The sequence below is a fragment of the Methylobacterium sp. genome (assembly GCF_019745455.1).
In the GTDB taxonomy this organism is placed as follows: domain Bacteria; phylum Pseudomonadota; class Alphaproteobacteria; order Rhizobiales; family Beijerinckiaceae; genus Methylobacterium.
Genome location: NZ_JAIETD010000029.1, coordinates 1 through 26,133, shown reverse-complemented (window position 1 = coordinate 26,133; position 26,133 = coordinate 1). Strand labels below are relative to the sequence as shown.

The following is a 26,133-nucleotide window of genomic DNA, read 5'->3' as shown; positions in this document are numbered from 1 at the left end:
AGAGCGATCCTTTCTGTTACTCGGCCGCGGCCTTGAACGGTGCACCTGGCACTGAGGCCGACGCCGGAATCGTTTCCTTCGACGCGAGGGCCGGCTTGGCAAAGCGGGCGTAGAGCGCCGGCAGCACGACGAGCGTGAGTAGGGTCGCGCTGATGAGGCCGCCGATGACCACGGTCGCCAGCGGTCGTTGGACCTCCGCGCCGGTGCCGGTCGCCAGCGCCATCGGCACGAAGCCAAGGGAGGCCACGAGCGCGGTCATCGCGACGGGGCGCAACCGGGTGACTGCTCCCTCCAGGATCGCCTCGTTCAAGGAGCGGCCCTCCTGCATCAATTGCTTGATGAAGATCAACATCACGAGACCGTTGAGCACGGCGACGCCGGACAGGGCGATGAAGCCGACCGCCGCCGGCACGGAGAACGGCATGTCCCTGAGCCAAAGGGCAATGATGCCCCCCGTCAGCGCCAGCGGCACGGCGCTGAAGACGAGCAGCGCGTCCCGGGGCGAGCCCAGGGCCGAGTAGAGCAGGAGGAAGATCAGGAAGAAGCAGCCCGGAACCACCACCATCAGGCGCTGGCGTGCCGCGGCGAGGTTCTCGAACTGGCCGCCCCAGGTGATCCACGACCCGGCGGCCAGCTTCACGTCGGATGCCACCTTGCCCTGCGCCTCCGCCACGACGGCGCCGATGTCGCGTCCGCGGACGTTGGCGGTGACGACGATCCGGCGCTTGCCGTTCTCGCGCGAGATCTGGTTCGGACCCTCCGAGAAGACGAAGGAGGCCACCTGCTTCAGGGGCACAGAGGCGACGCGGCCGTCCTTGCCCGGCGGCAGCGAGACCGGCAGGTTCTTGAGCGCCTCGATGTCGCTCCGCACGGATTCCGGCAGCCTCACCACGATGTCGAAGCGGCGGTCGCCCTCGAACACGACCCCGGCCTCGCGACCGCCGATGGCGGCGCCGACGACGTCCTGGACAGCGAAGTGGCTCAGCCCCAGACGGGCGATCTCGGCCTTGTCGACCTTGATCTCCAAGGAGGGCAGGCCGGTGACCTGCTCGACCCGGACGTCCTGCGCGCCCTCGACGCCGCGCAGGACGGTGGCGACTTGGTTGGCCGCCGGGAGCATCGTGTCGAAGCTCTCGCCGAACACCTTCACCGCGAGGTCGCCGCGGGTCCCGGCCAGAAGCTCGTTGAAGCGCATCTGGATGGGCTGGGTGAACTCGTAGTTGTTCCCCGTGACCTTGCCGACGGCCTCCTGGATGTTCTCGATGAGCTTGTCCTTGGAAAGGTCCGGATTCGGCCATTCGCCTTGGGGCTTCAGGATGATGAAGTTGTCCGAGACGTTGGGCGGCATCGGGTCGGAGGCGACCTCGGCGGTTCCGGTCTTCGAGAAGACGAAGGCGACCTCCGGGAAAGCCCGCACCGCCGCCTCGACGGCGAGCTGCATGTCCTGCGATTGCGTCAGGGAGGTCGACGGGATGCGCATCGCGTGCATGGCGATGTTCTTCTCGTCGAGCTGCGGGATGAACTCCTGCCCCAGCTTCCCGAACAGGAGCCCGCTCGCCAGGAAGAGCACCACCGCCCCGCCGATGACCGGCAGGGGATGGCGCACCGCGCCGCGGAGCGCCGGGCGATAAGCCGCCTTGAGTCCCCGGATGAGGACGTTTTCCTTCTCCTGGACCTTGCCGGTGATCGCGATGGCGATGAGGGCTGGCACGAAGGTCAGGGACAGAACGAAGGCGCAGGCCAGCGCGATGATGACGGTCAGCGCCATCGGGGCGAACATCTTGCCCTCGACGCCGGTGAAGGTAAGGAGCGGCACGTAGACGAGGATGATGATGGCCTGACCGTAGACGGACGGCTTGATCATCTCCTCGGCCGAGCGATGCACGGTGGCGAGGCGTTCCTCCAGGTTGAGCTTGCGCCCGAGCTCGTGCTGCTTCTCGGCGAGGTGCCGCAGCGAGTTCTCGGCGATGATGACGGCCCCGTCGACGATGAGGCCGAAGTCCAGCGCGCCGAGGCTCATGAGGTTGGCGCTGATCTTCCCCTGCACCATGCCGGTCATCGTCATCAGCATCGCCACCGGGATGACGAGGGCCGTGATGACGGCCGCGCGGAAATTGCCCAGCAGCAGGAACAGCACCGCGATGACGAGCAACGCCCCCTCAGCGAGGTTCTTGGCGACGGTCTTCACGGTGGCGTCGACCAGCAGGGTCCGGTTGAGGACGGTCCTGACCTCGACCCCGGGAGGAAGGGTCCGGGCGATCTCCTTGAGACGGGTGTCCACCGCTGCGGAGACCGTGCGGCTGTTGCTGCCGATCAGCATCAGGGCGGTGCCGACGACGGCCTCCTCCCCATTCTCGCTGGCCGAGCCCGTGCGCAGCTCGCGCCCGATGCGGACCTCGGCTACGTCGCTGACACGTACGGGCACGCCGCCGCGGGTCGCGACCACGATCTGACCGATCTCGTCCATGCTCTCAATGCGGCCGCCGGAGCGGACCACGTAGCCCTCGCCGTTGCGCTCCAGGTAACCGGCGCCGCGATTCTGGTTGTTCTGCTCGACCGCCTCGGCGACGTCTTTGAAGGACAGGCTCAGGCCGATGAGCTTCGCCGGGTCCGGCTGGATGTGGTACTGCTTCTTGTAGCCGCCGATAACGTCGACGCCGGCGACGCCGGGCACCGTCTTGAGCTGCGGGCCGATGACCCAGTCCTGGATCGTCCGTAGGTAGGAGGCGCGTTCGAAGGGTTGCGCCAGACGCTGGCCCTCGGGCGTCAGGTAGCTTCCGTCGGCCTGCCAGCCGGGCTGGCCTTCCTTCGCGGGCTTGCGGTCCTCCGGCCTGCCGAAATGGACGGTCCACATGTAGATCTCGCCCAAGCCCGTCGAGATCGGGCCCATGTGGACCTCCGCGCCGGGCGGCAGGTTGGTCTTCGCCTCGCCGAGGCGCTCGTTGACCTGCTGGCGGGCGAAGTAGAGGTCGGTGCCCTCGCTGAACACCGCCGTGACCTGGGCGAAGCCGTTGCGCGAGAGCGAGCGTGTGTATTCGAGCCCCGGAATGCCCGCGAGCGCGGTCTCAATGGGGTAGGTGACTTGCTTCTCGACGTCGAAGGGCGAGAGCTGCGGCACGACCGCGTTCACCTGGACCTGGTTGTTGGTGATGTCCGGAACGGCGTCGATGGGAAGCCGGGTCAGCGAGAAGATGCCGAAGGCCGCGGCCGCGAGGGACAGCAGCACGACGAGCCACCGCTGCCGGACCGAGAAGCCCAGGATGCGATTGATCATGATCCAGGCTTCCTAGTGAACGTGCTCGGCTTCGGCCTTGCCGAGCTCCGCCTTGAGGATGAAGGAATTGGAGACGGCGACCTCGTCGCCGGGATCGAGCCCGAACACGACCTCGACGGCCTCATCGTCACCCTTGCCCAGCACCACCTCGCGCTTCTCGAAACCGGTTTTGGTCCGGACGAAAACGACCTGCTCGCCCTCGATAGTCTGCAGGGCGCCACGAGGCAGCCGCGTCTCAACGGGCATCTCCTCGACCGCGACCTTGACGGTCGCATAGGAGCCTGGACGCCAGGCCATATTCTCGTTGACGACCGACGCGATGACCTTGGCCGAGCGGGTCTCGGCGTTCAGCATCGGGCTCACGAACACGATCTTGCCCTGGGTCGTCGGTCCCCCGTTGCTCGCGGTGAGGGTCACGGGCAGCCCCTGTCGGATCGCTCCGAGGTCCGACGTCGGCACCGCGAGCTCGACCCAGACCTGGGACAGGTCGGCGATGGTGTAGATCTCCTTGATCTGTCCCTCGCCGTTCACGGGCGCGCCGAGGTCGACCTGCCTCTCGACAACCTGGCCGCCGATCGGGGCCCGTATCTCGTAGCGCTGCAATCCGAGCTTTGGTGCGCGGTCGAGACCCAGGAGGTGATCCTCGTGCCCCGACGACACCTTCGTCGTGGGCGCCGGCGCGGGCGGCGCGGAGAGGGACGCCACCTCCTTGTCGGGCACCCCGAGGGCGGAGAGCTTCTGGCGGGCCAGATCCACCTTGAGACGTGCCTCGATCAGCGTGGTGCGGGCCCGCAGAAACACCTGCTCGGCGGAAATGCCCTTGTCCCTGAGCGCGTGGTCGCGTTCGAACAGGTTCTCCTGCAGTTCCTTGCCGACGAAGGCCGCGATGAACTCGTTCTTGGCTTCCGCCACCTCACGGCTGTCGAGGACCGCGACGACCTCGCCTTTCGTGACCGTGTCGCCGAGGCGTTTATGGAGCTCGGCGACGGTCCCGATAACGCGGGCCGCGACACGCGCCACTCGGTCGGCGTCCGGCGTGACCACGCCGGGGACGGTCAGCTTGCGCGACAGGATGCCCTTGTCGACGGCCGCGACCTCGATCTTCGCGTTCGCAATCTGCTCGGGCGTCATCAGGACGGCGCCCTCGGGAGCCTCCTCCTTCTCTCCCGGACCATGGGCGTGCCCGCCGTGCCCGGACGACTTCTTGGCTGGGGCATGTGCGTGACCCGCGTGGCCACCCGCCTTCTCGGCAGGTTTTTCGGCCTCGGCAGGACCGGCCGCCAAAGCCATGATTCCGGCGGAGGCCGCCCAGGACCTGATCGTCTGCGGCACCTCGGGCACGAATGCGCCGAGCGCCAGTCCCACCCCGAGGGTGGCCGGGATCACGAAGAAACGAGACATCGGACTGTTCCCATACGGCCGCGAGGGGCCTCGACCGGGACGTGCCGCACGGCGATCGCCGGCGTGCATCACAAGACATGCCGCATGGACCCCTGCAGGGACCCACGGGCGGCGTGGCGGCACAGGGGCCGCCGGCCGCGGCTCAGGCGCGTGGTGGCTTGTGGGGCGGGGTCGTTGCGCGCTCGGACGTCGCGCGTGCGAGCCTCGGGAAGTGGATCACCGAGACCTGGTTCGTGTCGGGCGACGAACGCAGTTGGACGGCCAGCATCTGATGACAGGCGCATTGTGCGCAGTGATGCGCGACACCCTCGTCGGGCGAGGATGGAGCCTCGGGCGAGGCGGCCTCGATGGAGTGGTGGACCGCCGGTCCGTGCATGGCCGAATGACCCGCCGACACCTCGGATACCGGCACTGCCAGGAAAAGGATCGCCAGGAAGGCGAGAAGCCGGGCAGCCAGCAGCCGGCGAGCGCCAGCCGCGAGGCGGGCACCCTTGCCTGGCTTGTTGGCTGACGCGTCTCTCATTGTCCAACGACCATCCGTCTACTTGGCGGCGTCGACGCTGTAGCGTCCCTTGCCGGCTTCCCCGGAAGGCGACTTCAGCGTCACCGTCGCACGAACCTTGCCGTCGACGGTGAAGTTCATCTTACCAGAAAGACGGTTGTCCCCGGAAGGCGTCAATTCGACGGTCTTCTGCTCGTTGCCCTTGGCCAGCACCACGGCGCTCGCGGAGAACTTCGCGGTGTCGACCTTCTTCTCCTGTCCGTCCACGATGTACAGCATCAGGTCCGAGCCCTTCACGACGAGCTCGGCCTCGTAGGGACCAATGTCCTTGATCTGGCCGCCGTTCGCCGCCGCGTGGGAATGGCCCTGCGCATGGGCGATGGCGGACGTCGAAAGCAAGGCGACCGCCGCGAGGGTCGTGCGAAACATTCGATGGGTCGATGGCATGCGTGTCATCCTGGCAGTCTCCCGTGCAAGTCTTGTCGTCGAATCGGAGCTGACGCCTGAGTTCGAAGCGCAGGCATCCAACCTTATGTCGCCGGACCTGTCACGTCGGTTCACGACAGGTATGAAGCCGGACACCACCCGCTCAGGCATAACCGCGTGGAGCGCTACGATCACGGCGACCATAAGGACGTCGTCGTAGGCCACCATCATGGCCGTCGCGGCGGTTAAGGGTCGTATCGCCGCTTCTTCCGACAGCCCTGGCAACACCACTGCGACGACTGGGAAGAAGGGGTTGCCCGCCCCGGCTTAGGGTACGGGGCGGGCGGTTCACGGCACGAGAGGGGGCACAATCGTACCGCGAAGGCTTTGAGCGAGGGACAAACGGCCATTCGCCGCCAGGGCGTAACCAATGCCGACAGCCAGCAGCTCAAACACGACTGGGAGGGGAAGCTTCCGCATCGGCGCAGATTCACCGCTGCGCAGGGTTCCCGCCCCCTTTACTTCTTGTCTTGGGAATGACCATGGGCGTGGCCATCATTGGCGGAGTGGACGGGCTTCCCGTCCTTGCCGACCTCGCGGGCCTCGCTCACGCGCGGATCGTCCCGATGGGCCGGACCGCCCGAGACGCTGCCGGTGTTGGGGACCCGGAGCTCGGGCCTGTCCGCATTGCCATGCCCGTCGACGGCGGATGCCGAGGCGACCGAACCAAGAAGGATCATGGCGGCGACCGTCAGGGAATGTCTCATCTCGTTCTCCATGTCGTGGCGCCCGACCTCGTGCGCCTCGTCATGAATGTGGCCGAGCTGGATGCCCGCCGCGTATCGGCCTTGTATCAAAGTGTTTCAGGGACAGCGCGGGGACTCCTTGCGATCCATCGTCATACCGTGCCCCGACGAGCGCAAGGTACGGTGGGGCTCTCCGATGTCCGTTCCGGCATAGACCCGTCCTGGGACGGTCGAGGCAACGTCGTCCGGGCGACCAGTCCGCCCTCGGGCCCATTGAGCAGCACGATGCTTCCGCCTTCCGTCTCAACGAGCTTCCTAGCGATCGTGAGCCCCAGACCCACTCCCCCGCTGCCTCGGTTGCGCGAGACGTCCAGGCGCTCGAAGGCACCGAAGACCCGTTCAAGCGCATCGGGCGGGATGCCGGGACCGCGGTCGCTGATCTCAATGACGATGGTCCCGTCATCCTCATGCAGGCGCACCCTGCACCCGCCACCGTACTTGACCGCGTTGTCGAGGAGGTTCGAGATCGCACGCTTCACGGCCACGGGGCGGGCGAGGATCTGCGCCCGGCGTGGTCCTTCGAACTCGACCTCGTGCCCCGCGTCGACCGCGGCATCGGTCAGGGTCAGCACCAACGCGACGATGTCGACGAGCCTTGGCCGTTCCGGATCGACCTCGTCGCGGAGGTAGGACAGCGTGGACGCCACCATGGCTTCCATCTCGGCCAGATCCTGCGTCATGGCCTGCCGGTCGTCCGGGTCGGCCAACGCCTCGGTTCGAAGCCGCATCCGGGTGATGGGGGTTCGCAGGTCGTGCGAGACGGCGCCCAGGGCCTGGGTCCTCTCGGTCAGGACACGCTGCACGCGGTTCTGCATGGCGTTCAAGGCGGCCCCGATCCGTCTCGTCTCATCGGGACCCGACTCCGCGACGGTGACCGGAACCCCACGGCCGATCCGGTCCGTTGCCTTCGCTAGGTTGCGAAGGGGCGACGCGATCCGGTGCACGACCAGGATCGAGGCGACGCCCACCGCAAGCGCCATCAAGGTGGAGAGCATCGCCCAGTACCCGACCCGCACGAGGTCGGGCGTATGGGCCGACTGGAAGGTCAGGAAGGAACCATCCGGGAGGCGCATCTCGCCATGCAGATCCGTGATCCCGTCCGCGTCGTGCCGGAACAGGCTCAACCGCAGCTCGGTCTGCGCCAGCGACGCATCGAAGGCCACCAGGCGTCTGACCCATGTCCACAGCAGCTGGCCTGCGGCACCCTGGGACTGAAGGGAAGGAGCCTCCGACCACCCGATCTCGAAGTGGGGCTTGGACAGCGCGCGGGCCTCGCCTTCGCGCTCTGCATTCGGCCGCCGCATCAGGGCGTCGCGAGCCAGCACGAGCTGTGCCGCCGTTCTGGCGGCGAAGGCGTCGTCGTCGGCCGCGATGGCCGAGCCTCGATAGATGGCCAACGCGCTGACCTGAACGAGGACGATGGTGACGAGCAGGATCAGTGAGGTCATCCCCTCGATGGTCCCGAGCACGCGCCTCAGCCGGCGTGTCACGACCCGATCTTTCCGACGAAGATATAACCGGCCCCCCGAACCGTCTTGATCATCCCCTGTTCGGTGTCCGAGTGCTCGATCTTGCGGCGAAGGCGGCTGATCAGGACGTCGACGCTCCGGTCCGCGGCTCCGGGCAGGCGTCCGCGGGACATTTCCAGGATCTGGTCGCGTGACAGGATCCGGCCCGGGTGGTCGAGGAACGTCAGGAGGAGATCGTACTCCGCGCCGGACAGGTCCACTGCCGCGCCCGTCGGATCGATGAGCTCGCGGCTGGCCGTGCGAAGCTCCCAGCCGGAGAACCTCAGGACATCGGATTTCGTTTCGGAGCGGTCGACCTTCAGCGTGCTCCGCCTGAGGACGGCCCTGATCCTCGCCAGCAACTCGGCGCGTCCGAACGGCTTCGTGATGTAATCGTCCGCGCCGATCTCCAAGCCGACCACCCGGTCGACCTCCTCCGTGCGGGCCGTGACCATGATGATGGGCACCGCGCTTTTCTCGCGAAGCGTCCGACACAGGTCGAGGCCGGAACCGCCGGGCAGCATGACGTCGAGGATGACGAGGTCGTAATCCACGTCGCCGACCATGGCGCGCATCTCATGGCCGTTCCGGCATCCCGTGACCCGGAACCCGTTTTCCCGCAGCAGCTTCGAGATCAGCGTACGAATTCCATCGTCATCCTCGACGATCAAGACATGTTGGCCCGCGGCGTCCATGGTCTCTCCCACCTACGGCCTCGGTTCCCGCCGGCGAAGGACCGCCGAATGGAGATCTTGTGCGCCGTTGCGTCAGGGACCACCATCGCCGAGCGTCGGGATATCCCTGGACAAATCGCAGGGTCCTGATGGAATGCCGCTCTAAGGTCCGGTTTCGGAAAGGTCCTTAGTCATTCGGGAGGGTTGGATGACACGTCGATTTCTTGTCCTCGTTGCAGCGCTCGTGCTGGCTTCGCTTCTGCAAACCGCTTCGTCGATCAACACGGCGCAAGCCGCTGCCGTCGGGCCTGCTTCGAGCATCGTGGCCCAGGTCAGGGGCGACCTCGTCGAGCAGGCGCAGCACCACCACCACTACCGACGACACCATCACCACCATGGCGGGCATCATTTCAGGCCGCGCCACCATGGCTATGGACACCATCACCACTATCGGCCCCGGCATTTCTACGGGGGCCACCATCACCACCGCCGGCATCATCACCATTATTGACGGTCCAGCCCCCGTCGCCGTGGCCGATGGCAATGACGGGCCAGACCGGAAATGAGAGCGGGGCCATTCGAAGGAACGGCCCCGCATCTATTGCGTCAACGCCTCGTCGTCAGGCTAGTGGCGGTCCCTGCCATGACGCTCCTTCACCACCACGGTCTCGTGCCGGTCGCCATGATGGCTGTCATGGTGGTCAACCTTCTTCTCGACGTGGTGATGCTCGCTGCGCTCGCGATGGCCGCCTCCATGCCTGTCGCCATGAACGGAAACGCCACCGGGGCCAACATCCACGTGTTGGGCGAAAGCCGCCACCGGCGACAGGATCAGCGAGGACACCGCGACCAGGATCGGGAGTGAAAACTTCATGGGTCATCTCCTTGGGGTGTCTGTACGATGCGAAACGACCCAACCGCGGAAACAGATCCATAAAAATCAACCAAGGCTCGGTTCGACAGGATCTCTGCGATCCCGAGACAAGCGGCACCATCTGCCAAGTAAAAATCAATGCCCCGTTGCAATGCCGGTTGGGATGCATCTGGCCTAACCGGCCTCGTTCTGCTGGCTACTCCGGCGTCCTTTGACAATACCTCAATCATGTAGTGCGCAATCTATAAAAGTTGGTTTAAGGCAGTCGCCCAATCATTGTCTAAAAACATGATCTCTTGCGTCTGGATCCGGCCATCACCTAGCGGCAACCGTCCAAACCGACCCATCGCTCAAGGCTCCCGAGGTGATGAGTGGACTTGGCCTATCGAGCGCGATGAGCGGCGTTGAACCCATCGTGGAATGCGATCGACACGGAAGCGCGCGCGATGTGTTCACCGCATGTCGGCATATGAAAGCCGAATCGATGAAACATCGTCTTGGGCGACGTCAGTCTTTCTTGAAAATCTGCACATGGATCGTCTTGACGGGCTCGACAGTGGCACAGGCGAGCAACACCGAGCCTTTGGTGCAAATCCTCGCTCCCGCCAATCTTGCGCTAACACTGAGCAATGTCTGCCTTGGGCAGGATGCGAGCTTCGCAGGTAAGACGACCGGGAAAGCAGGGCCAATCGAAGTATATGCGCAATACGTGAAAATGAGAGTCAGCGAAAATCTGGACGGCGAAAGGCTGAACATCGTGCTTCGGCGGGCTGCCGGCATCGCCAGGCAAGAAGCCCTCATACAGGTTAGACAGCATAAAGGTGGCTCGCCGACCGAGGAAGCTCAGCGCTTGAGACATTGGTGCGCGACGAGTGCGGCCAGCACGATCCGCAGCTTCATCACACTAATGGATGAACGCCGGGCAGACTTCGAGAAAGCTCTAACCAAAGCCAAGGAGTGATTGCAGGGCGTTTCTGCAGGACCGTGGCGGATGAAGCGTAGGCGAACCTCCGTGGAGCATGATCAAAAAGCGAAGATAGGCACGGAATTCCGAGCCAAACGCTCTGGCCCTAGAGGTCCGCGTACACGTGCTCTCCTTCTGGAAAACCGCCCCGTTCACCCTGCAATGGGCACCGGATCAACCATCCGAGCCGGGGCGGTACCGGCTGAGGCTGCGCTCTCGCCCTCCGCCCCGGCCTCGTGACGAATTCCTCAGATTGATCGGACGTCTCACGAGGAAGCGCTCCTGCCGATCGTTCATCCAAGGCTTTCCCGGCTTGCACGGGCGGCCCTTCGTCCTGGGCTTCCGGTTCCTCCAGGAGCAGGTCCAATTTGGCCCTAACGAACGATCCGCTGCAATAGGTTGAAGGCCCAGACCAAACTTCGGCTCCTTAAGCTTCGTCGATTTAGCTCCTCCTATGCGAGTGCCTCGAACGGCAGCCCACGCACGCAACCCGCCTCCTGGGCAACGCGCTGGCATTTCATCCCGCGCGTGCCTTGAGCGCCCTGCGTCACACGCTGTGACTCGGTCACGGCGCGGATCGCCGGTTCGTCAACGAGCGAAGCTCCGCAGGCCGTCATGAGATCGCGCAGGATATCCACGGTGCTTTCCACCCTGGCACGGGTTGGCAGTCCTTCCTGGTAGTGCGTCCGACCTCCGACCAGCGTCACCACGATATAGAGGTCGCCGTTCAGGCGTGGGGTAATCTGATTGGACACAAGGCACGTCATGCAGCCGACCTGGGACAACCCCAGGCATGGAAAGGTGCTCCAGTCCTGTCTATGCGGCGACCGTCATTCACCAATTTTAGTTGTATCGCTTAGCGCTGCATCCTTGATCGCCAAGGTGTGTCTCATTCGCTTCGACATCCGTTCCCTTCACGGGGGTGTGACATCCTTGACGGCCAACGCCATTTCCGCAAGCATCGCTGAGACGGTTCCTCTCACGAGGATCAAAAGGGAACGCGGTGAGGGCTCATGGCCCGATGCCGCGGCTGCCCCGGCAACTGTAAGCGGCGAGCCCTTCATCAACACGTCACTGGATGCCCTGGCATCTGGGAAGACGATGAGAGGGCGGTGACCCGCGAGCCAGGAGACCTGCCGTAGCCGTGGTCACACGCGGAACGCATCGGGCGGGGTGTCCTGATGGGGTGTCGGAACCTGCTCGCGCGGGGACCGGCTTCGTTCGCGGTGACGTGCCACAGCCGTCGCCCGAGGTCTCACGATGCCGTTCACTGCCATCCATGCGACCGGCTCGAAGCCGTCGCTTCGCCATGCGTTCGCCCTCGCACTGTCCGCCGGCCTCGCCGTCCCCGGCATTTCACGGGCGATGGCTCAGGAAGACGCGCTCCCGCGTTCGGCGCAAGCTGGAGCCGTAACCCTCGATACGCTCTCGGTGTCCGGCACCGGCGCTGGTAACGGGCCCTTCACAGCGTCGCCGGTCGGCCTCAACCTCGCCAGGCCGAGCCGCAGCGGCAGCCGCCTCGACCTCACGCCGCTGGAGACGCCCGCCAGCATCGAGATCATCCCGGGCCAGAAGATCCGCGAGCGCGGCCAGAACAACGTCACGGACGCGGTGACCCAGAACGCCACCGGCATCACGACCATCGGCGCTCCCGGCAATGGCGGTGGATCCTACACTTCGCGCGGCTTCGCGGGGGTGAACTCGGTCATGCAGCTCTACGACGGCACTCGGCTCTACGTTGGTGCCGGCACAGTCACCTATCCGTTCGACACCTGGAACGTCGATCGCATCGAGGTGCTGCGCGGCCCAGCCTCCGTCTTGTTCGGAGAGGGTGCCATCGGCGGCATCATCAACGTGGTGCCCAAGAAGCCGACCTTCGTGTCCATCAACGAGGCGCGTGCGGCCATCGGCTCGGACGGGATCAAGCGCCTTGCCCTCGATAGCGGCGGCGCCATCGGTGACCAGCTTGCCTATCGCTTCAACATCAGCGGAAATGTCGCTGAGGGCTGGCTGCGGGAGAACGGCGACTTCCGCAATCTCGCGATCTCCGGCTCGCTCCTCTACCAAGCGACGCCTGACCTCGCCTTCACCTTGTCGAACGACTACGGCTACCAGGAGCCGATGCGCTACTTCGGGACGCCGCTGGTCAACGGACGCATCGTCCCGGGCACCCGCTTCCGCAACTACAACGTCGACGACAGCCGGATCATCTTCAAGGATAACTGGACTCAACTTAAGGCCGAGTGGAATCCCAGCGCAGACATCACGATCCGCAACACGGCCTACCGCCTGACCTCGGCCCGGCGCTACCGCGACGTCGAGAGCTACCGGTTCGTCCCGGGCACAGGCCGGATCAATCGCAGCGACTACATCGAGATCTTCCACGACCAGGAGCAGATCGGGAACCGCTTCGACGCCACGTTCCGCGGCAGCGTGTTCGGGATCAGGAACGAGTTCGTGGCGGGCTTCGACGTCAACCACATCGACTTCCTGCACACCAACAACTCGCCCTACGGCGGCACCAGCAGCGTCGACCCCTTTGCATTCGATCCCGGTCAGTTCCTGCGGGTGAACGGCATCAGCCCCGGCCACCGCACCAGCACGGACCAGTATGCGGTCTTCGCCGAGGACCGCCTGATCCTGTCCGACCAGCTGTCGCTGATTGCCGGCGTGCTTCACGAAGGACCTCAGCGCGGTGAGCTACCGCTTCGGCGCCGTCTACACCCCAACGCTAGGCACGGCGCTCTACGCTCAGTATGCGACGGCCGTTGATCCAGTCGGCAGCCTCATCACCCTGTCGCTAACCCATAAGGACTTCCAGCTCTCCACCGGCGAGCAGGTCGAGGTCGGCTTCAAGCAATCGTTCTGGGAGGGACGCGGCGAGTTCACGCTCGCCGGCTACCGGATCAAGAAGGACAACTTGCTGACGGTGGGCCCCAATCGGCCCACCGTGGCCGTACAGGTCGGCAGCCAATCATCACACGGCGTCGAGGCGTTCCTGTCGCTCGGCTTGTGGGAGAACTGGCGTGCCGAGGCGAACCTCGCCCTGTTGCATGCCCAGTACGACGACTTCCAGCAATCGGTGGGCGGGGTGGCAGTCAACTTCGCCGGGAACCAGCCTCAGAACGTGCCCGAGCAGGTCGCCAACTTGTGGCTGACCTGGGCGTTCGCGCCACGGTGGGAGGCCCGGGGCGGGGTGCAGATTGTCGGCGAGACGTTCGGCGATTTCGCCAACACCGCCAAGCGCCCGAGCTACACCGTCGTCAACGGCGGGCTCGACTATCAAGCCACCCCGACCTCCCGCTTCAGCGTACGGGTCTACAACCTGCTCGACGAGGTCTACGCGATCACCGGCAGTTCAACGATGTGGCTGCTGGGGCGGCCCCGGTCCGTCGAGGTCGCCTACAGTATGTCGTTCTGAGACGTACGGCCCAGGCGATATCGGGGCCGTACGTCATGAACCGACTTGGCCTCAGCCAATGGTACCGGCGCCGAAGGTGGTGTCCGCGAACGCGGAGCGGCCTTCGTAGATGCCATTTTGCAGGTAGTGCTGCATCGGATCGATCCCGGCAGCCCGCACGTCGCTGTAAGCGGCGAGATAGGCTGAGCTATCGAAGCTGACGCTTGGGTCGCGACCCTCCTTGAAGCCGAACTGCGTGTAGTGCGTCAGCGGGTTGATGCCTGACGCACGCACGTCACCGTAGGCGGCGAGGTAGCCGTCGGTGTCGAACACCGCGTTGGCGTCACGGCCCTCGCGAGCGCCGGAGTTATTGAAGTGCTGCCGCGCGAAGGCAAAGGCATCGCCGCCCGCGGTGATGGACGCGCGAGCCACGTCGCCATTGCTCAAGAGGTAGAACTCGGCGTCGAAGCCGTTCGAGATGTTGCCCGCTCGGCCGATGGCCGCGTTGGTCGCCCGCCCCTCCGATTGTCCGAATTCAAGGTAATGGGCGAGCGGATCGGTCCCGGCGGCACGAATGTCGGCGTTGCGCGAGAGGTAGAACTGCGTGTCGAAGGCGGCACCTGGATCACGGCCTTCGCGAAAGCCGTTCGTGTCATAGTGGGTGAGCGGGTTGAGGCCGGCGGCGCGGACGTCCGGGTTGGCGGCAAGGTAGCCCGTCGTCGAGAAGAAGGCGTTGGGATCGCGGCCCTCGCGGAAGCCGAACTCGGCATAATGGGCATCGGCATCCCGGCCCGAGGCGGCCACGTCCGGGTTGCGGATCAGGTAGTACAGGTCGTCGACCAGCGGCGCGCCGTCGGCGTTGTTGATCGTGCGGTCCGTGAACTGGAACTGCTCGATGCCCGTGAGGGTGTCGCTGCCTTCCGGACCGTTGATGACGATGCCACCATTGGCGGCAACGCCAGCGGTCGCCGCCGACAGCGCGAAGTTGAAGATCGCCGTGTCGGCGCCGGTCCCGCCGACGACGATGTCGTTGCCCGCCCCGGCGATGAAGCTGTCGTTGCCCGCGCCGCCACTGAGCGTGTCGTTGCCAGCCCCACCGACGAGAAAGTCGTTGGCCGATCCGCCGGTGACGGTGTCGTTGCCCATGCCGGCGTTGAAGTAGGTGGAGCGCTGCGGCTGGGCCGCGGTAGCGGCGGGCACCGTGAAGGTATCGTTGCCCGTGGTCCCGAGCGTGACGACCTGGAATTGGTCCCCGCGTGCCGCGCCGCTCACGAGATCGCGCACGTCGAAGGTGACGCCATTCGTCGAGGCGACGAAACTGATGCCCTCGTCGTCGAAACGGCTGACCGGGCCAGTCAGTGCGTCGGCCGCGGCCTCTGCCTGCAGCCGGATGGCGAGGCCGCCATCCTGGTTCGCCATGGTGTTGGTGTCGACGGTCGAGCCGTTCCCGACCTGCGCCGACGTGAAGGTCAGACGTACCTGACCAGCCGCGGCGGCCGAGACGTTGACAATGTCGGTTCCCTCGCCGAGGTCGGTGCGATCCGCGCCATCCGTCGAGACGTTGAAGAAGGCGGTGTCGTTGCCGGCGCCGCCCAGCACGGCATCATCGCCGGCGCCGCCGGAGAGGACGTCGTTGCCCGCCTCACCGATGAGGGTGTCGTTGCCGCCGCGGCCGTCGATGAAGTCGTTGCCGGCAAGCCCATTCAGCGCCTCCCCGGCATCGCTGCCAAGCAGGGAGTTGTTTCCGGCATCGACCGCCGTCGCGTTGAGGCGGACTTGCGCCTGGAGGAAGTCGCCGAGCTCGGCCTGGTCGGTGAAGTTACGACCCGACCCGATCCGCTGGCCCTGCGCGTTTGTGAAGGCGTCGACCTGGTCGGCAAGCGAGGGGATCAGCGAAGCGCCGGCGCCCATGGCGTAGAGCGGGATGACCTGGTTCGAGTGGTTGCCGCTAAAGAAAAGTCCCTCGGGAACACCGTCTCCGTTCCGGTCCGGCTGGACCGGCTGATACGGGATCGTTGCGCCCTCGGGTCCGAAGAACAGGTGGTCGTGGTCGGCGGTGACGATGAGCAGCGTGTCCTCGAAGGTGGCGCGGCTCGTCGGCGAGTTGATCCAGTCGACGACCGTGCGGACCGAGTTGTTGAACTCGATGTACTCCTCGATCATCCGGCCGCGGTTGTTGGCATGCATCGCGCGGTCGACGGCGCCGCCCTCAATCGAGAGGTAGAGGCCGTCGGGGTCGACGTTGAGCCGGTTGAGCGCGGCGAGCGATAGCTCGGAGAGCGTCGGGGAGGTCGCCAGACGCGGCACGCTGAACGGTATTTCCGTCGTGTTCGGGGCTGCCGCACCGTCGCGGTTGAAGTTGCTCGATGTGAAGGCCTGGGTGATCATCGCCAGGCGTTCGGTGGTCGGCGCACCGCTGCCCGCGGCTTGGATCGCGGCACGGTCCTGGAGCAGGTTCCAGCTCTGACCGTCCAGGGAGCGGAAGGTATCGGCCTTGAGCGAATTCCAGAGATCAGCCCCGACCCAGGTGTAGTCCGCGCTCGTGCGCAGACGGCCGTTGTCGTTGTAGTCCGGGTTGCCGGTCCCGGCGATGACGTCGAGGGTACCGGAGGCGAACATCTCCTGCGCGATCTGGGCAGCGTTGGAGCGGGCGATGTTGTGGGCGCCGCCCGTCGCCGCCGGGGTCGCATCGCTGAATTGCACCGTGGAGACGACACCGGTCGCCCGGCCGAGCTGGTGGAACTGCTCGGCAATCGAGAAGAGCGGCTCGCCTGCCCCGTCCACGTCGATGGCGTTGTTGTAGGTTTTCTCGCCGGTGGCGATGGAAGAGGCCGTGTTACCCGAATCCGGATAGGTCTGCCGGTGGAATTCGTAGCCCTCGAAACCACGCGGATAGGTGACCTGGAAGCCGCCATTGGCGACGGTGTCCGAGCCGGCGACGGGCCGGAAATCGTAGTTCCTGGCCGGGTCGTAGACCGTGTTCGGGTTTTGGGCGGTCCCGGTCTCGCCCGGGATCGGGGTCGTGCGGGTATCGAGCGGGAACACGGACTGGGCCGTTGCGACGAAGCCAGGCCCGTCGGCCACGAGGGTCCGTCCGGCCGCGCCGGCGCGCGCATCGCCCTCGGCCAAGCCCTGCAGATAGAGCCGCGTGGCCTCCAGCGTGTTGTAGCCGGCGCCGTCGGCGATCATCACGATCACGTTCTTGATGGGGCTGGCAGTCGACGCCATGGTTCTCGCTCTCTCTATTGTGGGCGCCGATGGGTCGGCGGTGAGATGGAGTGACCGCCGGTCTCGGCCAGCGGACATCTTCGAGCCTGTAGGAAGTGCAGGTCAGGGCGCGGAACGACTGCAGCCGACCTCGGCACGATCCCGAGAACCTGCGTGACTTAACTCGATGACAACCATGTGAAAGCTTTCCGCCTTCAGCCATGCCGACCAGCTGGCGGTGTTCTGGAAGGACGGACCAAAGAAGTTGCGGAGATCGTGAACCGTTCTCCGCACTCGCGCGACCAACGGGTGTCAGGGGCGTGAAGAGACGGCCCGCAACTCGGAGGAACCCGCCATGACCCGTAAGACAATCATCGCCACTGCCCTCGGTACACTGGTCCTGTTCACCGGCCTTTCCGGTGGGGCCTCGGCAAAGCCGATGTACCTCAAGAGCAACCATTCCCACGGCGTGGGCTACGGCGGCATCGTCCTCGGGGGTCTGGCCCTTGGCGTCCTGGCTGCAGGTGCGGCCGCGGCTGCAGAAGGGGATTGCTACCTCGAAAGCCGGCGCGTGGCCGACGAATTCGGCGGTGTCTACGTCCGCCGTGTGCGCGTCTGCGAATGATCGGCAGTCATCATGCGGATGAACACCACGCCGTCGGGGATCTCCCGGACGGCGTGGAGCGACTCGGCTGTCGCGCAGGTGCAATCGTACGGAGAAAGCCCCTTCAATGACGCGACCATGAAATTCTCTGGATTTCCCCCGCTACGAAGTCTCGGTGCTTGGCGCCTATCGAGGGGCGCGCAGACCGATGCCGCCTTGTCCCGGGTAGCTCCTTTCGTGCCGGCCGCCTATATCCGACGGATCCGCTACGCCGGCGAATGAGCGCCGCCCCTCCAGCTCCGTTACGCCAGCATGCGTCGCTTCCCACCCGAACGGATCATCTGCCTGACGGAAGAGACCGTCGAGACCCTGTACCTGCTCGGGGAGCAGGACCGCATCGTCGGCGTATCCGGGTATGCCGTTCGCCCGCCCCAGGTCCGCCGCGAGAAACCGAGGGTCTCGGCCTTCACGAGCGCCGACCTGCCGAAGATCCTGGCCCTCGACCCCGACCTGGTCCTGACCTTCTCGGACCTGCAGGCCGTCATCGTCGCCGATCTCGTGCGGGCCGGCATCGCCGTGCACGCGTTCAACCATCGCGACGTCGCCGGCATCCTCGCCATGATCCGCACCGTCGGGGCGCTTGTGGGCGCCGGAGCCAAGGCCGAGGTGCTCGCGCGCGGCTACGAGGCCCGCCTCGCGCAGGTCGCGGCTCAGGCGAAGGGCGAGCTTCGGCCTAGGGTGTACTTCGAGGAATGGGACGAGCCCCTGATCTCTGGCATTGGCTGGGTGTCGGAACTCGTGCGTGTCGCTGGGGGCGAGGACGTCTTTCCGGAGCTTGCCGCGAAGGCCGCTGCTAAGGACCGCATCGTGTCCCCGGAGGCCGTGATTGCCGCGGCGCCGGAGGTCATCCTCGCGTCGTGGTGCGGGAAGAAGGTCGTGCCGTCCCGCATCGCCGGACGCGCGGGCTGGAACCGCATCCCGGCGGTGGCCCAGGGCCGTATCGTCGAGATCAAGTCACCGCTGATCCTGCAGCCGGGTCCCGCGGCCCTGACCGACGGCCTCGACGCAATCTTGCAGGCCCTTGATAGGCCGGCCAGCCTAGCTGAGTTCCCCAACGTCCCGGTCCCCGTCCCACCACTCACGTCGTGGCCCCTCTCAGAGAAGCATCGCGCTGTCCTCATGAAGGTACCCGACGAGGGCTGGATCGAGGGATCGCGCATCGACGGGCGTTGCCTCGACGTGCTCCTGCGGCGCGGCTGGATCAGGAGGGTGCATGGGGACGGGAGAGGCCGGTCTCGGGGCGACGGCTACCAAAGGACGCCTACGGCACGAGCGGCCCTGTTCCCGGACGAGCAACCTACCGCCTGAACGATGGCTTCGCACCGCCTTCAGGCTTCGTTCAACGGGGCTGACCTAGTCTTCGTATCAGAGCAACCTAAGAGGTTCGAGCAATGAAGACGCGCCTTGCAGCCCTGGTCGCGACAGCGGCTATCCTGATTCCCGCCGCCTCCTCGGCCCAGTATTACGAAGACGGTCCGCGCCGGCATCGTCACCAACACGAGCATGTCGACGTATACCGTCACGGCGGTCATGACCACGTCGTCACGCGCCGCCACCACGGCGGGCATGACGATGTCTCGGACCGTGTCGTCGAGCGCCGGCATCACCATTATCGCGAGCGTTACTAAACGCGGGGCGCCCGTGCCTGAGCGAGGGCACGGGTGGTTGGTCAGGGCTCAAGATGGCCAACCGGATTTCAGTAGCAGACCCTACGGACGACGAATTCGCCGTAAGGGTTGTAGCCGTGCCGGATATGGCAGTGACCGCCGTAATAGACCGACGCGTGACCCCAGTGGCCGTGTCCATGACCATTGCCCCATTGGCCGTGACCATGACCATGGCCGCCATGGCCATGCCCGTGACCACCATGAGTGTGGCCATGTGCCGATGCAGCCGTTGCCCCGAAGGCTCCCATGCCAACGATGACGAGAAGCGGGATGAGCTTACGTGAACCGAACATGTCTGCCTCCTGAAGTCCGCGAGCCGTCATTTGGGCTCTGACCTTCATTGGTCGCTGCGGTGACGGAGTCGGTTCACGAAGAGCGCGAATTATTTTTGGAGATGTTCTGACGCAACGGTCGACGACGGAATCGGTACTCCGGCCGTGCGCAAACGATTTTTCCCATAATCGAGAACATGGCAAACGGACCTTGATCGTTCGGTCCGAAGCGGACGTTCCACCTCCAACATGGACGGCTGCATTGTAAATTGTGCACTCAAAAGCCGCCTATCTTAAAGCCTCCCAAAGCGGTTTGTCGGCCTTAAGCGATTGAGTTTTGACCCCTTCAACTCCGATAATGGCTATCCGACCGTACAAGAGTTTTCTTGGTTGGAAGGCTGAAAGCTGTCATGATACGTTGGGGGAAGGCCGGGATTTGCAGGCGCTGATCCGTGTAAAGGATGGATGTCTTGGTTTGGGTGCCATAGACGATGCGCCCGCGCGGATGGTCCTCGTACTCGCTGTCAGCGATCTCAGCTGGAAGGCCATACCGCAGGAGTCCAGCAGGACCGAGGCGGTGCCAGGCTTCCCAAACATCATAATGGCCGCGCGGATGGGTGAGAGCTGCTCCGTAAGCCTCGGCATGCGAGAGCACGGTGGCGTCGGTGACGAGGACACGACTTTTGCCAACGCGGACGCTCCAGAAGATCCCGACGCTGGGCTCGGGGTGGGAGGATCCGATAGGCTCAGACATGGTCAGCTCGACGAAGGGAAGGATAGCGGGGCGGTCATAGGCCGAAGAATGAGGGCCTCAGCAGCCTGGCGAGGCGCCTTCGAGGGCGTGCCTCGATGATCTGTCGCTCAGGAGCTGGTCGGCCGTTGCGGCGATCCTGTCCCGCCAAGCTAGCGGCATGAGCCAGCGCTCGGGGATGGCACAGGCGCCGTAGAGCGCGCCGGCGAGCTGACCAGTGACAGCGCCGACCGTGTCAGCGTCTCCGCCGAGATTGACAGCCAGCACCAGGGCATCCTCGAAGCTGTCGGTGCTGCCGATGGACCACAGGGCCGCTTCGAGCGTGTCGATAACGAAGCCGGTCGAGCGGATCTCTGACCGTGGCTTACTGCGCCATGAGCCCGTAGCAATGGCTCGAATGGCGGCATCGCCCGCCCAGTCGCGTGGGCGCAGTACGTCCGTCTGACCTTGAATGGCTGCCCGTAGGAGTTGGACGAAGAAGGCGCAGGCTTCGACAGCCTGGGGCGCAGCGTGGGTGATAAGGCTTTGATCGCGGGCGGACCGGTCAGCGGCCTCGGCATCGTCCAAGGCAAAGAGGGCGACGGGAGCGACGCGCATCACGGATCCATTGCCGGCGTCCCTAGGATTGGATGAACCGGCGTAGGGGTCGCCGGTTTGCTCGAAGCGTGCGAGGGCCGCAGCGGTTGTCATGCCGATGTCGAAGCAGCTGCCGGTGCAGGAGTACTCGCCCTTGCGCCACCAGGCGACGAAGCGTTCGGCAAGGTCGCGCGGATTGAAGTCACCTGGAGCGCCTTGTTCGCGGGCGGCGAGAAGGCTGTCGGCGAGCGCCAGCGCCATCGCGGTGTCGTCAGTCCATTGGCCGGGCGCGAGAATGTAGGGGCCACCGCCGAGCATTTCGGTGTGGTGCGGATGCGCGTCGCGCGGCTCGAACTCCAACGTCGCGCCGAGGGCGTCGCCGACCGCAAGGCCCAGCAAGGCGCCGCGGGCGCGGTCGAGTGTGATCGCTGACGAAGCTGTTGTGGTGTCGGCAGATGGATTTGCCATGGCGCTGTCCTTGCTGTGTGAGGTGAGGATTAATGGACTGGCGGCGCGCTTCGCGGCGCGACCGAAGTCGACTCTCGCCCGAGGCAGCAAGGCTCAGTTCCGCTGTGCCGCAGATCGACGTCAGCGCGTGGGCGTCGTGATGGGGCGTGACGAAGCAGCGGGCGGGGCCGCGTGGCGCGGCGTGCCACCGAACACGAACTCGGCCAGGATGATCGTAGCGAAGAGCCAGAAGCCGGCGGCGTAGAGGATGTGCATGCCGGGATGATCGACCCGGCGACCCGAGCCGAAGACGTTACCGGCCTTGGGGAAGAAGTACTGGAACTTGAGGATCAGGATGCCGGGCGTGATGAAGATGCGCCAAGCGAGCGAAGGGGAAGGTGGTTCGTGATCGGCAGGCTGCATCGGATCTCCTCGCCGACCGTACGAGTGGCGGCGCAGGCTATTCGCGGCAGCACGAGGAACTTCAGAGAGCAGGCGTGGCGACGAAGCCGCGTCAGGCTGAGCGCGATGGGAAGCGGTGCGCACGTGCAGCAGCTCCGCACAACGGACCTCCGCACCGGGAGCGCTGAAGCAGGAGGACAGGCGTGATCACGATCGGCTGCACACCCCCGCATGCCCGGTAGGATCCAACGGAGAGAGGAAGAGAGCATTCCCTCCGGGGGCCGCGTATGTAGGCGATTGTCGCCAGCTTCTGCAGCAATCGGGCGCTGCAATCTGGCCTAGAACCTACAGCGTTGCGGTGTCACCGCCCGGCACGCCTGTGCGGAGGATGCAGCATACGACCAGTGATGAAGCGAGCGTCACCCTCTCGAACGTGCCTTCGCCCTAACCAATCACCAATGCGGTCCCCGGCGCTCACAAGTGGTCACCAAGGCCCCCGATTGTGCTGACCTTGGCTCACCCTGCTTTCGGGGCGTCTGGGCGCGTGCGAGCTTACCGCGCTCACCAAATACCTTATAAGGAAGCTGAGCCAGCCGGACCATGACGCGCAACGGCAGCATCGACAAGGAGAGAAAATGAACCTTTGCGGAAGCTCAGAACGTCGGCTTCCAAGAATTTCGATTGCTTTGATCTATGTGAACAATCTTGACAGTTTGGGGTCCGGCGACTTCTGAGCGAACACAGGGCAATTGTGACCCCTCCTTCAAGCTACACGTGCTGTTGCACGCCGGTGCCGGGCAGCCGCGAGGAGGACCGACAATGGCCTCACCCTGCGACTGGCTGACCTTCCAACGCCTCAAGCCCCCGGCCAAAGCGCCTGAGGTGGGGCTGCTGCTATTTGCCTGTGTGTCGGCAGCCCTTGCCTGCAGCTTGAAGTGGCCGATCAGTTCATTTGTCTCGACACCTTAGCCATGCGCTACCAACCCTTATGGTGTCGGCAGATGGACGAACCAGGCGTAACGACAGAAATCTCCTTGGACGATTTCGCGCGGCGCTTCTCGATGCGCAACGGGAGGCTCATGTGGTTGCTCGGCGCCGGTGTTTCGGCGTCCGCCGGCATCCAGACTGCTTGGGACATGATTTGGCGCTTCAAGCGCGAACTGTACATCACACAACGTAAGGCATCGCGGAAATCGGTCGAGGATCTTTCCCATCTCGCGGTTCAGGCATTGCTCAATGCCTTCGTGGCGGAATCAGAGACGTTGCCGAAGCCCGGAGCTCCGGACGAATATTCGGCGCTCTTCGAAGCAACCTACCCGCAGGAGCAGGACCGGCGAACCTATATCGAGCACATGATCAGGGGCATGAAGCCGACCCAGGGGCATCTGGCTTTGGCCGCTCTCATGCAGGCGAAGCACACCAACATCGCCTGGACGACAAACTTTGACCATCTGCTCGCCGACGCTTGCGCGCGCACCTTCGGCACGACTGCCGCGCTTAACTCGGCATCGCTAGACGGCACCGCTCTCGCCGGTGAGTTCATATCCGAGCAGCAATGGCCGATCGAGGTGAAGCTCCACGGCGACTTCCGGTCCAGGCGCTTAAAGAACACGAGTGAGGAGCTCCGCCACCAGGACGCAAAATTCCGCCAGCAGATGATCGATGCGTGCCGACGCTTCGGGCTAGTCGTTGCTGGTTATAGCGGTCGCGACGATTCAGTCATGGAGGCGCTTGAGGCGGGGTTAACGGAGCCAGGTGCCTTCCCGGGCGGCCTCTTTTGGCTGCACCGAGGCGAGCATCCGCCCTTCGAGCGTGTGACACGTCTGTTGGATCGCGCGGCAGCTGCGAATGTCGAATGCGGGATCGTCCGCATCGAGAACTTTGACGAGACCATGATCGACCTGCTCAGACTCCTGCCAAAAGTTGATGCCGCCCAGCTGCGTGCTGGGGCTCTGGAGCGGCGCCGCTTCTCATTCGCTCCTGCTCCCGCGGGCACGAAGGGCTACCCGGTGCTGCGCATGAACGCGCTGGCAGTTACCTACCCGATTAACTGCAGGAAGGTCGTGTGCGATGTCGGTAATGCTAAGGACGTCCAGAGGATCGTGGAGGCAGCCGACGCTCGCCTGATCGTCGCCCGCACTCAGGCCGGCGTCATCGGTTTCGGCAGCGACGACGCGTTCAGAAAAACATTTGAGCCGTTCAAAATCACCGATTTTGGACTTCTAACCTTTGAGGATCGGCGGCTACGGTACGACTCGCAGGAGCGCGGCTTGCTCCGACGGGCACTAGTCGCCGCGATCGCGCAGACGTGCGCGATGGACGTCCGTCCGCGAGGTTCCCGAGACCTGCTCGCTCCGGAAAATCCGGCGAGCGAAGAGTGGCAGGACTTGCGCCATATCGTCGGCCAGATCAGTGGCGGCGTCCCCAAGGATCGCAGCATCTCCTGGCGGGAGGGAGTCAGCCTCCGCCTGGATTGGGCAAGCGATAGGGTTTGGCTGCTGTTCGAGCCGCGCATCATATTCGACGGTGCCAACGAGGGGACGACAGCTATCACGTCCGACTTCGCGCGCGAACGAACGGTGCGCCGCTATAATCAGGTGTTGGACAAGCTCATCGACTATTGGTCCCGTCGGCTCGCTGGCGAGAACATCCGAGCGCTCCGTATCGGCGACGGCATAGACGCCGCGTACACGCTCGATAAGCGCTCCGCTTTCTCCTACTCGGTAAAACCATGATTGGAGCGCTCCAGCCGCATGTCCGCTTGCCCGAGGCCCAGCTGCTGTTCCATCCTGATCGACCGAGCGATACGGACATCCACCCGCTGCGCGGTCTAGGGCGGTTCGGTCCATACTCGACTGCCTTCACACCATCGCCTATCCGCGTCGCCACTCTATCACCCGCAGGTGAGTCCAGGCGGCTGTTCGCCTTCCTCAAAGAACTGAACCGTTCCGCGCAGCCACGAGAGCGAAAGGACTATCTGCCTGCATGGACGAGCTTCAACGGCGTCTTCCAGACTCACCTCGCGCCGGCGGCGAAGCCCTGCCTACGGGAGCTTGAGGTGAGTCTCGATGCCGAGCTTAAGGACAGCGCAGCACCGGAGCTGCTCCTCGCCGAGCGCGTCGTTCGCGCAATCCAGCTGCTGGATGCTAACCGTGCTGACTTCGACGTCCTCTTCATTTACCTACCCGAACGATGGGCGGCTGGATTCCACGGGCCCCACGAGTTCGACCTACACCATCAGCTCAAAGCTTTCACCGCCAGCCGACAGCTTCCGATCCAAATTGTGCGCGAGGGGAGCGCGCTGTCCTATCCCTGCCGTGCCAGCGTCATGTGGCGGATCGGCCTCGCGCTATACGCTAAGGCCGGCGGCGTTCCTTGGAAATTAACACACGTCGTGCCTGACACAGCCTATATCGGCATCTCCTACGCGCTGCGCGCAGTCGAGTCCGATCAGCCGCGGTTTGTAACCTGCTGCAGCCAAGTATTCGACGCCGACGGCGCTGGGCTTGAGTTCATCGCCTATGACACGGCCGAGATGGACGTACAGCGCGAGAACCCCTTTCTTTCACATACGGAAATGTTCCGAGTCATTACCAGGTCGCTCGACCTTTACCGCCGCAGGCACGCCGGGCGGTCGCCGACGCGGGTGATGGTGCACAAGTCGACCGAGTTCAAGGAAGCCGAGATCGATGGGTGTTTCGAGGCGCTGAAGCATTGCGAAAACGTTGACCTAATTCAGGTCATTGAAGACGTAGGATGGCAGGCGGCGAGCTGGAAACAGGACGGCAATGATCCTAGAAGGGCACAAGCGGACGGATATCCCGTCAAACGCGGTACCCTACTCGGACTTAGCGGCAAAGACGCGCTCCTCTGGATGCACGGCGCCGTCGACGGGCTCGGACGGGGCCCCTATTTTCAAGGCGGTCGCGGCACGCCTCGCCCGCTGCGCCTTGTTCGGCATGCTGGCCACGGCTCCTGGGATGACACCGCGCGAGCGGTTCTGGCTCTGTCCAAAATGAATTGGAACAACGACGCCCTGTACGACCCGCTTCCCGTCACCATGAGCTATGCCAAGACGCTGGCGCAGGTCATCAAACGGATGCCCAAAATGGGCAAGGGAATCTACCAGTTCCGTTTCTTTATGTAGGGGAACGTAACAAGCCCAAACGTCGAGGTTTTCGCCGACGAAGCAATATTTTCAGCTAGGAAAGTATCGCCGGCAGCAGCAGAACACGGCCAATACTACGGAGACGATATACCCTTTCCGTCGGAGCGGAACGGTTAAAAAACCTCGAAGCTCGGCGCCCTTGCCAGCTAG

Annotated in this window: 20 protein-coding genes, 2 pseudogenes and 1 riboswitch; of the genes and pseudogenes, 7 read left to right on the top strand and 15 right to left on the bottom strand. The window is 64.6% G+C overall.

Features of this window, described 5'->3' with window-relative positions:
- Positions 1–16: 16 nt before the first annotated feature.
- The 9 genes from K2Y56_RS06865 to K2Y56_RS06825 all read right to left on the bottom strand — a co-directional run bounded on the left by K2Y56_RS06865 (position 17) and on the right by K2Y56_RS06825 (position 9,465).
- Entirely contained in the window at positions 17–3,274 is a 3,258-nt protein-coding gene (locus tag K2Y56_RS06865; protein ID WP_292506402.1) for a CusA/CzcA family heavy metal efflux RND transporter, read from the bottom strand.
- Between the two features lie 12 nt (positions 3,275–3,286).
- Positions 3,287–4,675 (bottom strand): efflux RND transporter periplasmic adaptor subunit, encoded by a 1,389-nt coding sequence (locus K2Y56_RS06860; protein WP_292506400.1) that lies wholly within the window; start codon positions 4,673–4,675, stop codon positions 3,287–3,289.
- A 142-nt stretch (positions 4,676–4,817) separates the two neighbouring features.
- Complete coding sequence (locus tag K2Y56_RS06855; protein ID WP_292506398.1) at positions 4,818–5,198, bottom strand: hypothetical protein; 381 nt, start codon at positions 5,196–5,198, stop codon at positions 4,818–4,820.
- 18 nt (positions 5,199–5,216) lie between these two features.
- Positions 5,217–5,624, bottom strand: coding sequence for a hypothetical protein (locus tag K2Y56_RS06850; protein WP_292506397.1), 408 nt, complete (start codon positions 5,622–5,624; stop codon positions 5,217–5,219).
- Between the two features lie 497 nt (positions 5,625–6,121).
- On the bottom strand, positions 6,122–6,370 hold the full coding sequence (locus tag K2Y56_RS06845) for a hypothetical protein (RefSeq protein WP_292506396.1): 249 nt from the start codon (positions 6,368–6,370) through the stop codon (positions 6,122–6,124).
- Positions 6,371–6,501: 131 nt separating this feature from the next.
- Positions 6,502–7,899 carry an ATP-binding protein gene (locus tag K2Y56_RS06840; protein ID WP_292506395.1) on the bottom strand — a complete coding sequence of 466 codons (1,398 nt, stop codon included), beginning with the start codon at positions 7,897–7,899 and terminating at the stop codon, positions 6,502–6,504.
- Positions 7,896–8,612: a response regulator transcription factor gene (locus tag K2Y56_RS06835; RefSeq protein WP_292506393.1), complete on the bottom strand. Its 717-nt coding sequence runs from the start codon at positions 8,610–8,612 to the stop codon at positions 7,896–7,898. The genes K2Y56_RS06840 and K2Y56_RS06835 overlap by 4 nt, the downstream gene beginning before the upstream one ends.
- Positions 8,613–8,778: 166 nt before the next feature.
- Entirely contained in the window at positions 8,779–9,096 is a 318-nt protein-coding gene (locus tag K2Y56_RS06830) for a hypothetical protein (RefSeq protein WP_292506392.1), read from the bottom strand.
- 120 nt (positions 9,097–9,216) lie between these two features.
- Positions 9,217–9,465: a hypothetical protein gene (locus K2Y56_RS06825; RefSeq protein WP_292506390.1), complete on the bottom strand. Its 249-nt coding sequence runs from the start codon at positions 9,463–9,465 to the stop codon at positions 9,217–9,219.
- A 394-nt stretch (positions 9,466–9,859) separates the two neighbouring features.
- On the opposite strand from K2Y56_RS06825, the gene K2Y56_RS06820 reads away from it, so the two are divergent.
- Positions 9,860–10,426 (top strand): hypothetical protein, encoded by a 567-nt coding sequence (locus tag K2Y56_RS06820; protein ID WP_292506368.1) that lies wholly within the window; start codon positions 9,860–9,862, stop codon positions 10,424–10,426.
- A 455-nt stretch (positions 10,427–10,881) separates the two neighbouring features.
- Here K2Y56_RS06820 and K2Y56_RS06815 read toward each other — a convergent pair whose 3' ends face one another.
- Positions 10,882–11,184: a hypothetical protein gene (locus tag K2Y56_RS06815; RefSeq protein ID WP_292506367.1), complete on the bottom strand. Its 303-nt coding sequence runs from the start codon at positions 11,182–11,184 to the stop codon at positions 10,882–10,884.
- Positions 11,185–11,382: 198 nt separating this feature from the next.
- A riboswitch (cobalamin riboswitch) is annotated at positions 11,383–11,585 on the top strand.
- Positions 11,586–11,794: 209 nt separating this feature from the next.
- Here K2Y56_RS06815 and K2Y56_RS06810 point away from each other — a divergent pair.
- Positions 11,795–13,850 (top strand): annotated as a pseudogene (locus tag K2Y56_RS06810) (TonB-dependent siderophore receptor).
- 51 nt (positions 13,851–13,901) lie between these two features.
- Here the strand turns inward: K2Y56_RS06810 and K2Y56_RS06805 are convergent.
- Positions 13,902–17,057: an alkaline phosphatase gene (locus K2Y56_RS06805; RefSeq protein WP_292506366.1), complete on the bottom strand. Its 3,156-nt coding sequence runs from the start codon at positions 17,055–17,057 to the stop codon at positions 13,902–13,904.
- Positions 17,058–17,391: 334 nt separating this feature from the next.
- Here K2Y56_RS06805 and K2Y56_RS06800 point away from each other — a divergent pair, with 334 nt between their 5' ends.
- The 3 genes and pseudogenes from K2Y56_RS06800 to K2Y56_RS06790 all read left to right on the top strand — a co-directional run bounded on the left by K2Y56_RS06800 (position 17,392) and on the right by K2Y56_RS06790 (position 19,328).
- Complete coding sequence (locus K2Y56_RS06800; protein WP_292506364.1) at positions 17,392–17,661, top strand: hypothetical protein; 270 nt, start codon at positions 17,392–17,394, stop codon at positions 17,659–17,661.
- Between the two features lie 291 nt (positions 17,662–17,952).
- A pseudogene (locus tag K2Y56_RS06795) lies at positions 17,953–18,723 on the top strand (cobalamin-binding protein); the annotation flags it as partial.
- Positions 18,724–19,091: 368 nt separating this feature from the next.
- Positions 19,092–19,328 (top strand): hypothetical protein, encoded by a 237-nt coding sequence (locus K2Y56_RS06790; protein ID WP_292506362.1) that lies wholly within the window; start codon positions 19,092–19,094, stop codon positions 19,326–19,328.
- 68 nt (positions 19,329–19,396) lie between these two features.
- On the opposite strand, the gene K2Y56_RS06785 is transcribed toward K2Y56_RS06790, so the two are convergent.
- The 4 genes from K2Y56_RS06785 to K2Y56_RS06770 form a co-directional block, all read right to left on the bottom strand.
- The gene (locus tag K2Y56_RS06785) at positions 19,397–19,660 is read right to left on the bottom strand and encodes a hypothetical protein (RefSeq protein WP_292506361.1); all 264 of its coding nucleotides are present in this window, start codon (positions 19,658–19,660) and stop codon (positions 19,397–19,399) included.
- A gap of 325 nt (positions 19,661–19,985) precedes the next feature.
- Positions 19,986–20,393, bottom strand: a complete 408-nt coding sequence (locus K2Y56_RS06780; RefSeq protein ID WP_292506359.1) for a hypothetical protein — start codon at positions 20,391–20,393, stop codon at positions 19,986–19,988.
- Positions 20,394–20,450: 57 nt separating this feature from the next.
- Entirely contained in the window at positions 20,451–21,434 is a 984-nt protein-coding gene (locus K2Y56_RS06775; protein WP_292506357.1) for an ADP-ribosylglycohydrolase family protein, read from the bottom strand.
- Between the two features lie 120 nt (positions 21,435–21,554).
- Entirely contained in the window at positions 21,555–21,836 is a 282-nt protein-coding gene (locus K2Y56_RS06770) for a hypothetical protein (RefSeq protein ID WP_292506354.1), read from the bottom strand.
- Between the two features lie 1,013 nt (positions 21,837–22,849).
- On the opposite strand from K2Y56_RS06770, the gene K2Y56_RS06765 reads away from it, so the two are divergent.
- Both K2Y56_RS06765 and K2Y56_RS06760 read left to right on the top strand, forming a co-directional pair.
- Complete coding sequence (locus tag K2Y56_RS06765; RefSeq protein ID WP_292506352.1) at positions 22,850–24,550, top strand: SIR2 family protein; 1,701 nt, start codon at positions 22,850–22,852, stop codon at positions 24,548–24,550.
- The gene (locus K2Y56_RS06760) at positions 24,547–25,962 is read left to right on the top strand and encodes a hypothetical protein (protein ID WP_292506351.1); all 1,416 of its coding nucleotides are present in this window, start codon (positions 24,547–24,549) and stop codon (positions 25,960–25,962) included. Before K2Y56_RS06765 ends, K2Y56_RS06760 begins: the two co-directional genes overlap by 4 nt.
- Positions 25,963–26,133: the final 171 nt, after the last annotated feature.

What these genes read in the sequence shown, in the direction of transcription:
- K2Y56_RS06865 (WP_292506402.1), bottom strand. Translation starts at nt 3,274, where the DNA reads ATGATCAATCGCATCCTGGGCTTCTCGGTCCGGCAGCGGTGGCTCGTC.
- K2Y56_RS06860 (WP_292506400.1), bottom strand. Translation starts at nt 4,675, where the DNA reads ATGTCTCGTTTCTTCGTGATCCCGGCCACCCTCGGGGTGGGACTGGCG.
- K2Y56_RS06855 (WP_292506398.1), bottom strand. Translation starts at nt 5,198, where the DNA reads ATGAGAGACGCGTCAGCCAACAAGCCAGGCAAGGGTGCCCGCCTCGCG.
- K2Y56_RS06850 (WP_292506397.1), bottom strand. Translation starts at nt 5,624, where the DNA reads ATGCCATCGACCCATCGAATGTTTCGCACGACCCTCGCGGCGGTCGCC.
- K2Y56_RS06845 (WP_292506396.1), bottom strand. Translation starts at nt 6,370, where the DNA reads ATGAGACATTCCCTGACGGTCGCCGCCATGATCCTTCTTGGTTCGGTC.
- K2Y56_RS06835 (WP_292506393.1), bottom strand. Translation starts at nt 8,612, where the DNA reads ATGGACGCCGCGGGCCAACATGTCTTGATCGTCGAGGATGACGATGGA.
- K2Y56_RS06830 (WP_292506392.1), bottom strand. Translation starts at nt 9,096, where the DNA reads ATGGTGATGATGCCGGCGGTGGTGATGGTGGCCCCCGTAGAAATGCCG.
- K2Y56_RS06825 (WP_292506390.1), bottom strand. Translation starts at nt 9,465, where the DNA reads ATGAAGTTTTCACTCCCGATCCTGGTCGCGGTGTCCTCGCTGATCCTG.
- K2Y56_RS06820 (WP_292506368.1), top strand. Translation starts at nt 9,860, where the DNA reads ATGAGCGGCGTTGAACCCATCGTGGAATGCGATCGACACGGAAGCGCG.
- K2Y56_RS06805 (WP_292506366.1), bottom strand. Translation starts at nt 17,057, where the DNA reads ATGGCGTCGACTGCCAGCCCCATCAAGAACGTGATCGTGATGATCGCC.
- K2Y56_RS06800 (WP_292506364.1), top strand. Translation starts at nt 17,392, where the DNA reads ATGACCCGTAAGACAATCATCGCCACTGCCCTCGGTACACTGGTCCTG.
- K2Y56_RS06790 (WP_292506362.1), top strand. Translation starts at nt 19,092, where the DNA reads ATGAAGACGCGCCTTGCAGCCCTGGTCGCGACAGCGGCTATCCTGATT.
- K2Y56_RS06785 (WP_292506361.1), bottom strand. Translation starts at nt 19,660, where the DNA reads ATGTTCGGTTCACGTAAGCTCATCCCGCTTCTCGTCATCGTTGGCATG.
- K2Y56_RS06780 (WP_292506359.1), bottom strand. Translation starts at nt 20,393, where the DNA reads ATGTCTGAGCCTATCGGATCCTCCCACCCCGAGCCCAGCGTCGGGATC.
- K2Y56_RS06775 (WP_292506357.1), bottom strand. Translation starts at nt 21,434, where the DNA reads ATGGCAAATCCATCTGCCGACACCACAACAGCTTCGTCAGCGATCACA.
- K2Y56_RS06770 (WP_292506354.1), bottom strand. Translation starts at nt 21,836, where the DNA reads ATGCAGCCTGCCGATCACGAACCACCTTCCCCTTCGCTCGCTTGGCGC.
- K2Y56_RS06760 (WP_292506351.1), top strand. Translation starts at nt 24,547, where the DNA reads ATGATTGGAGCGCTCCAGCCGCATGTCCGCTTGCCCGAGGCCCAGCTG.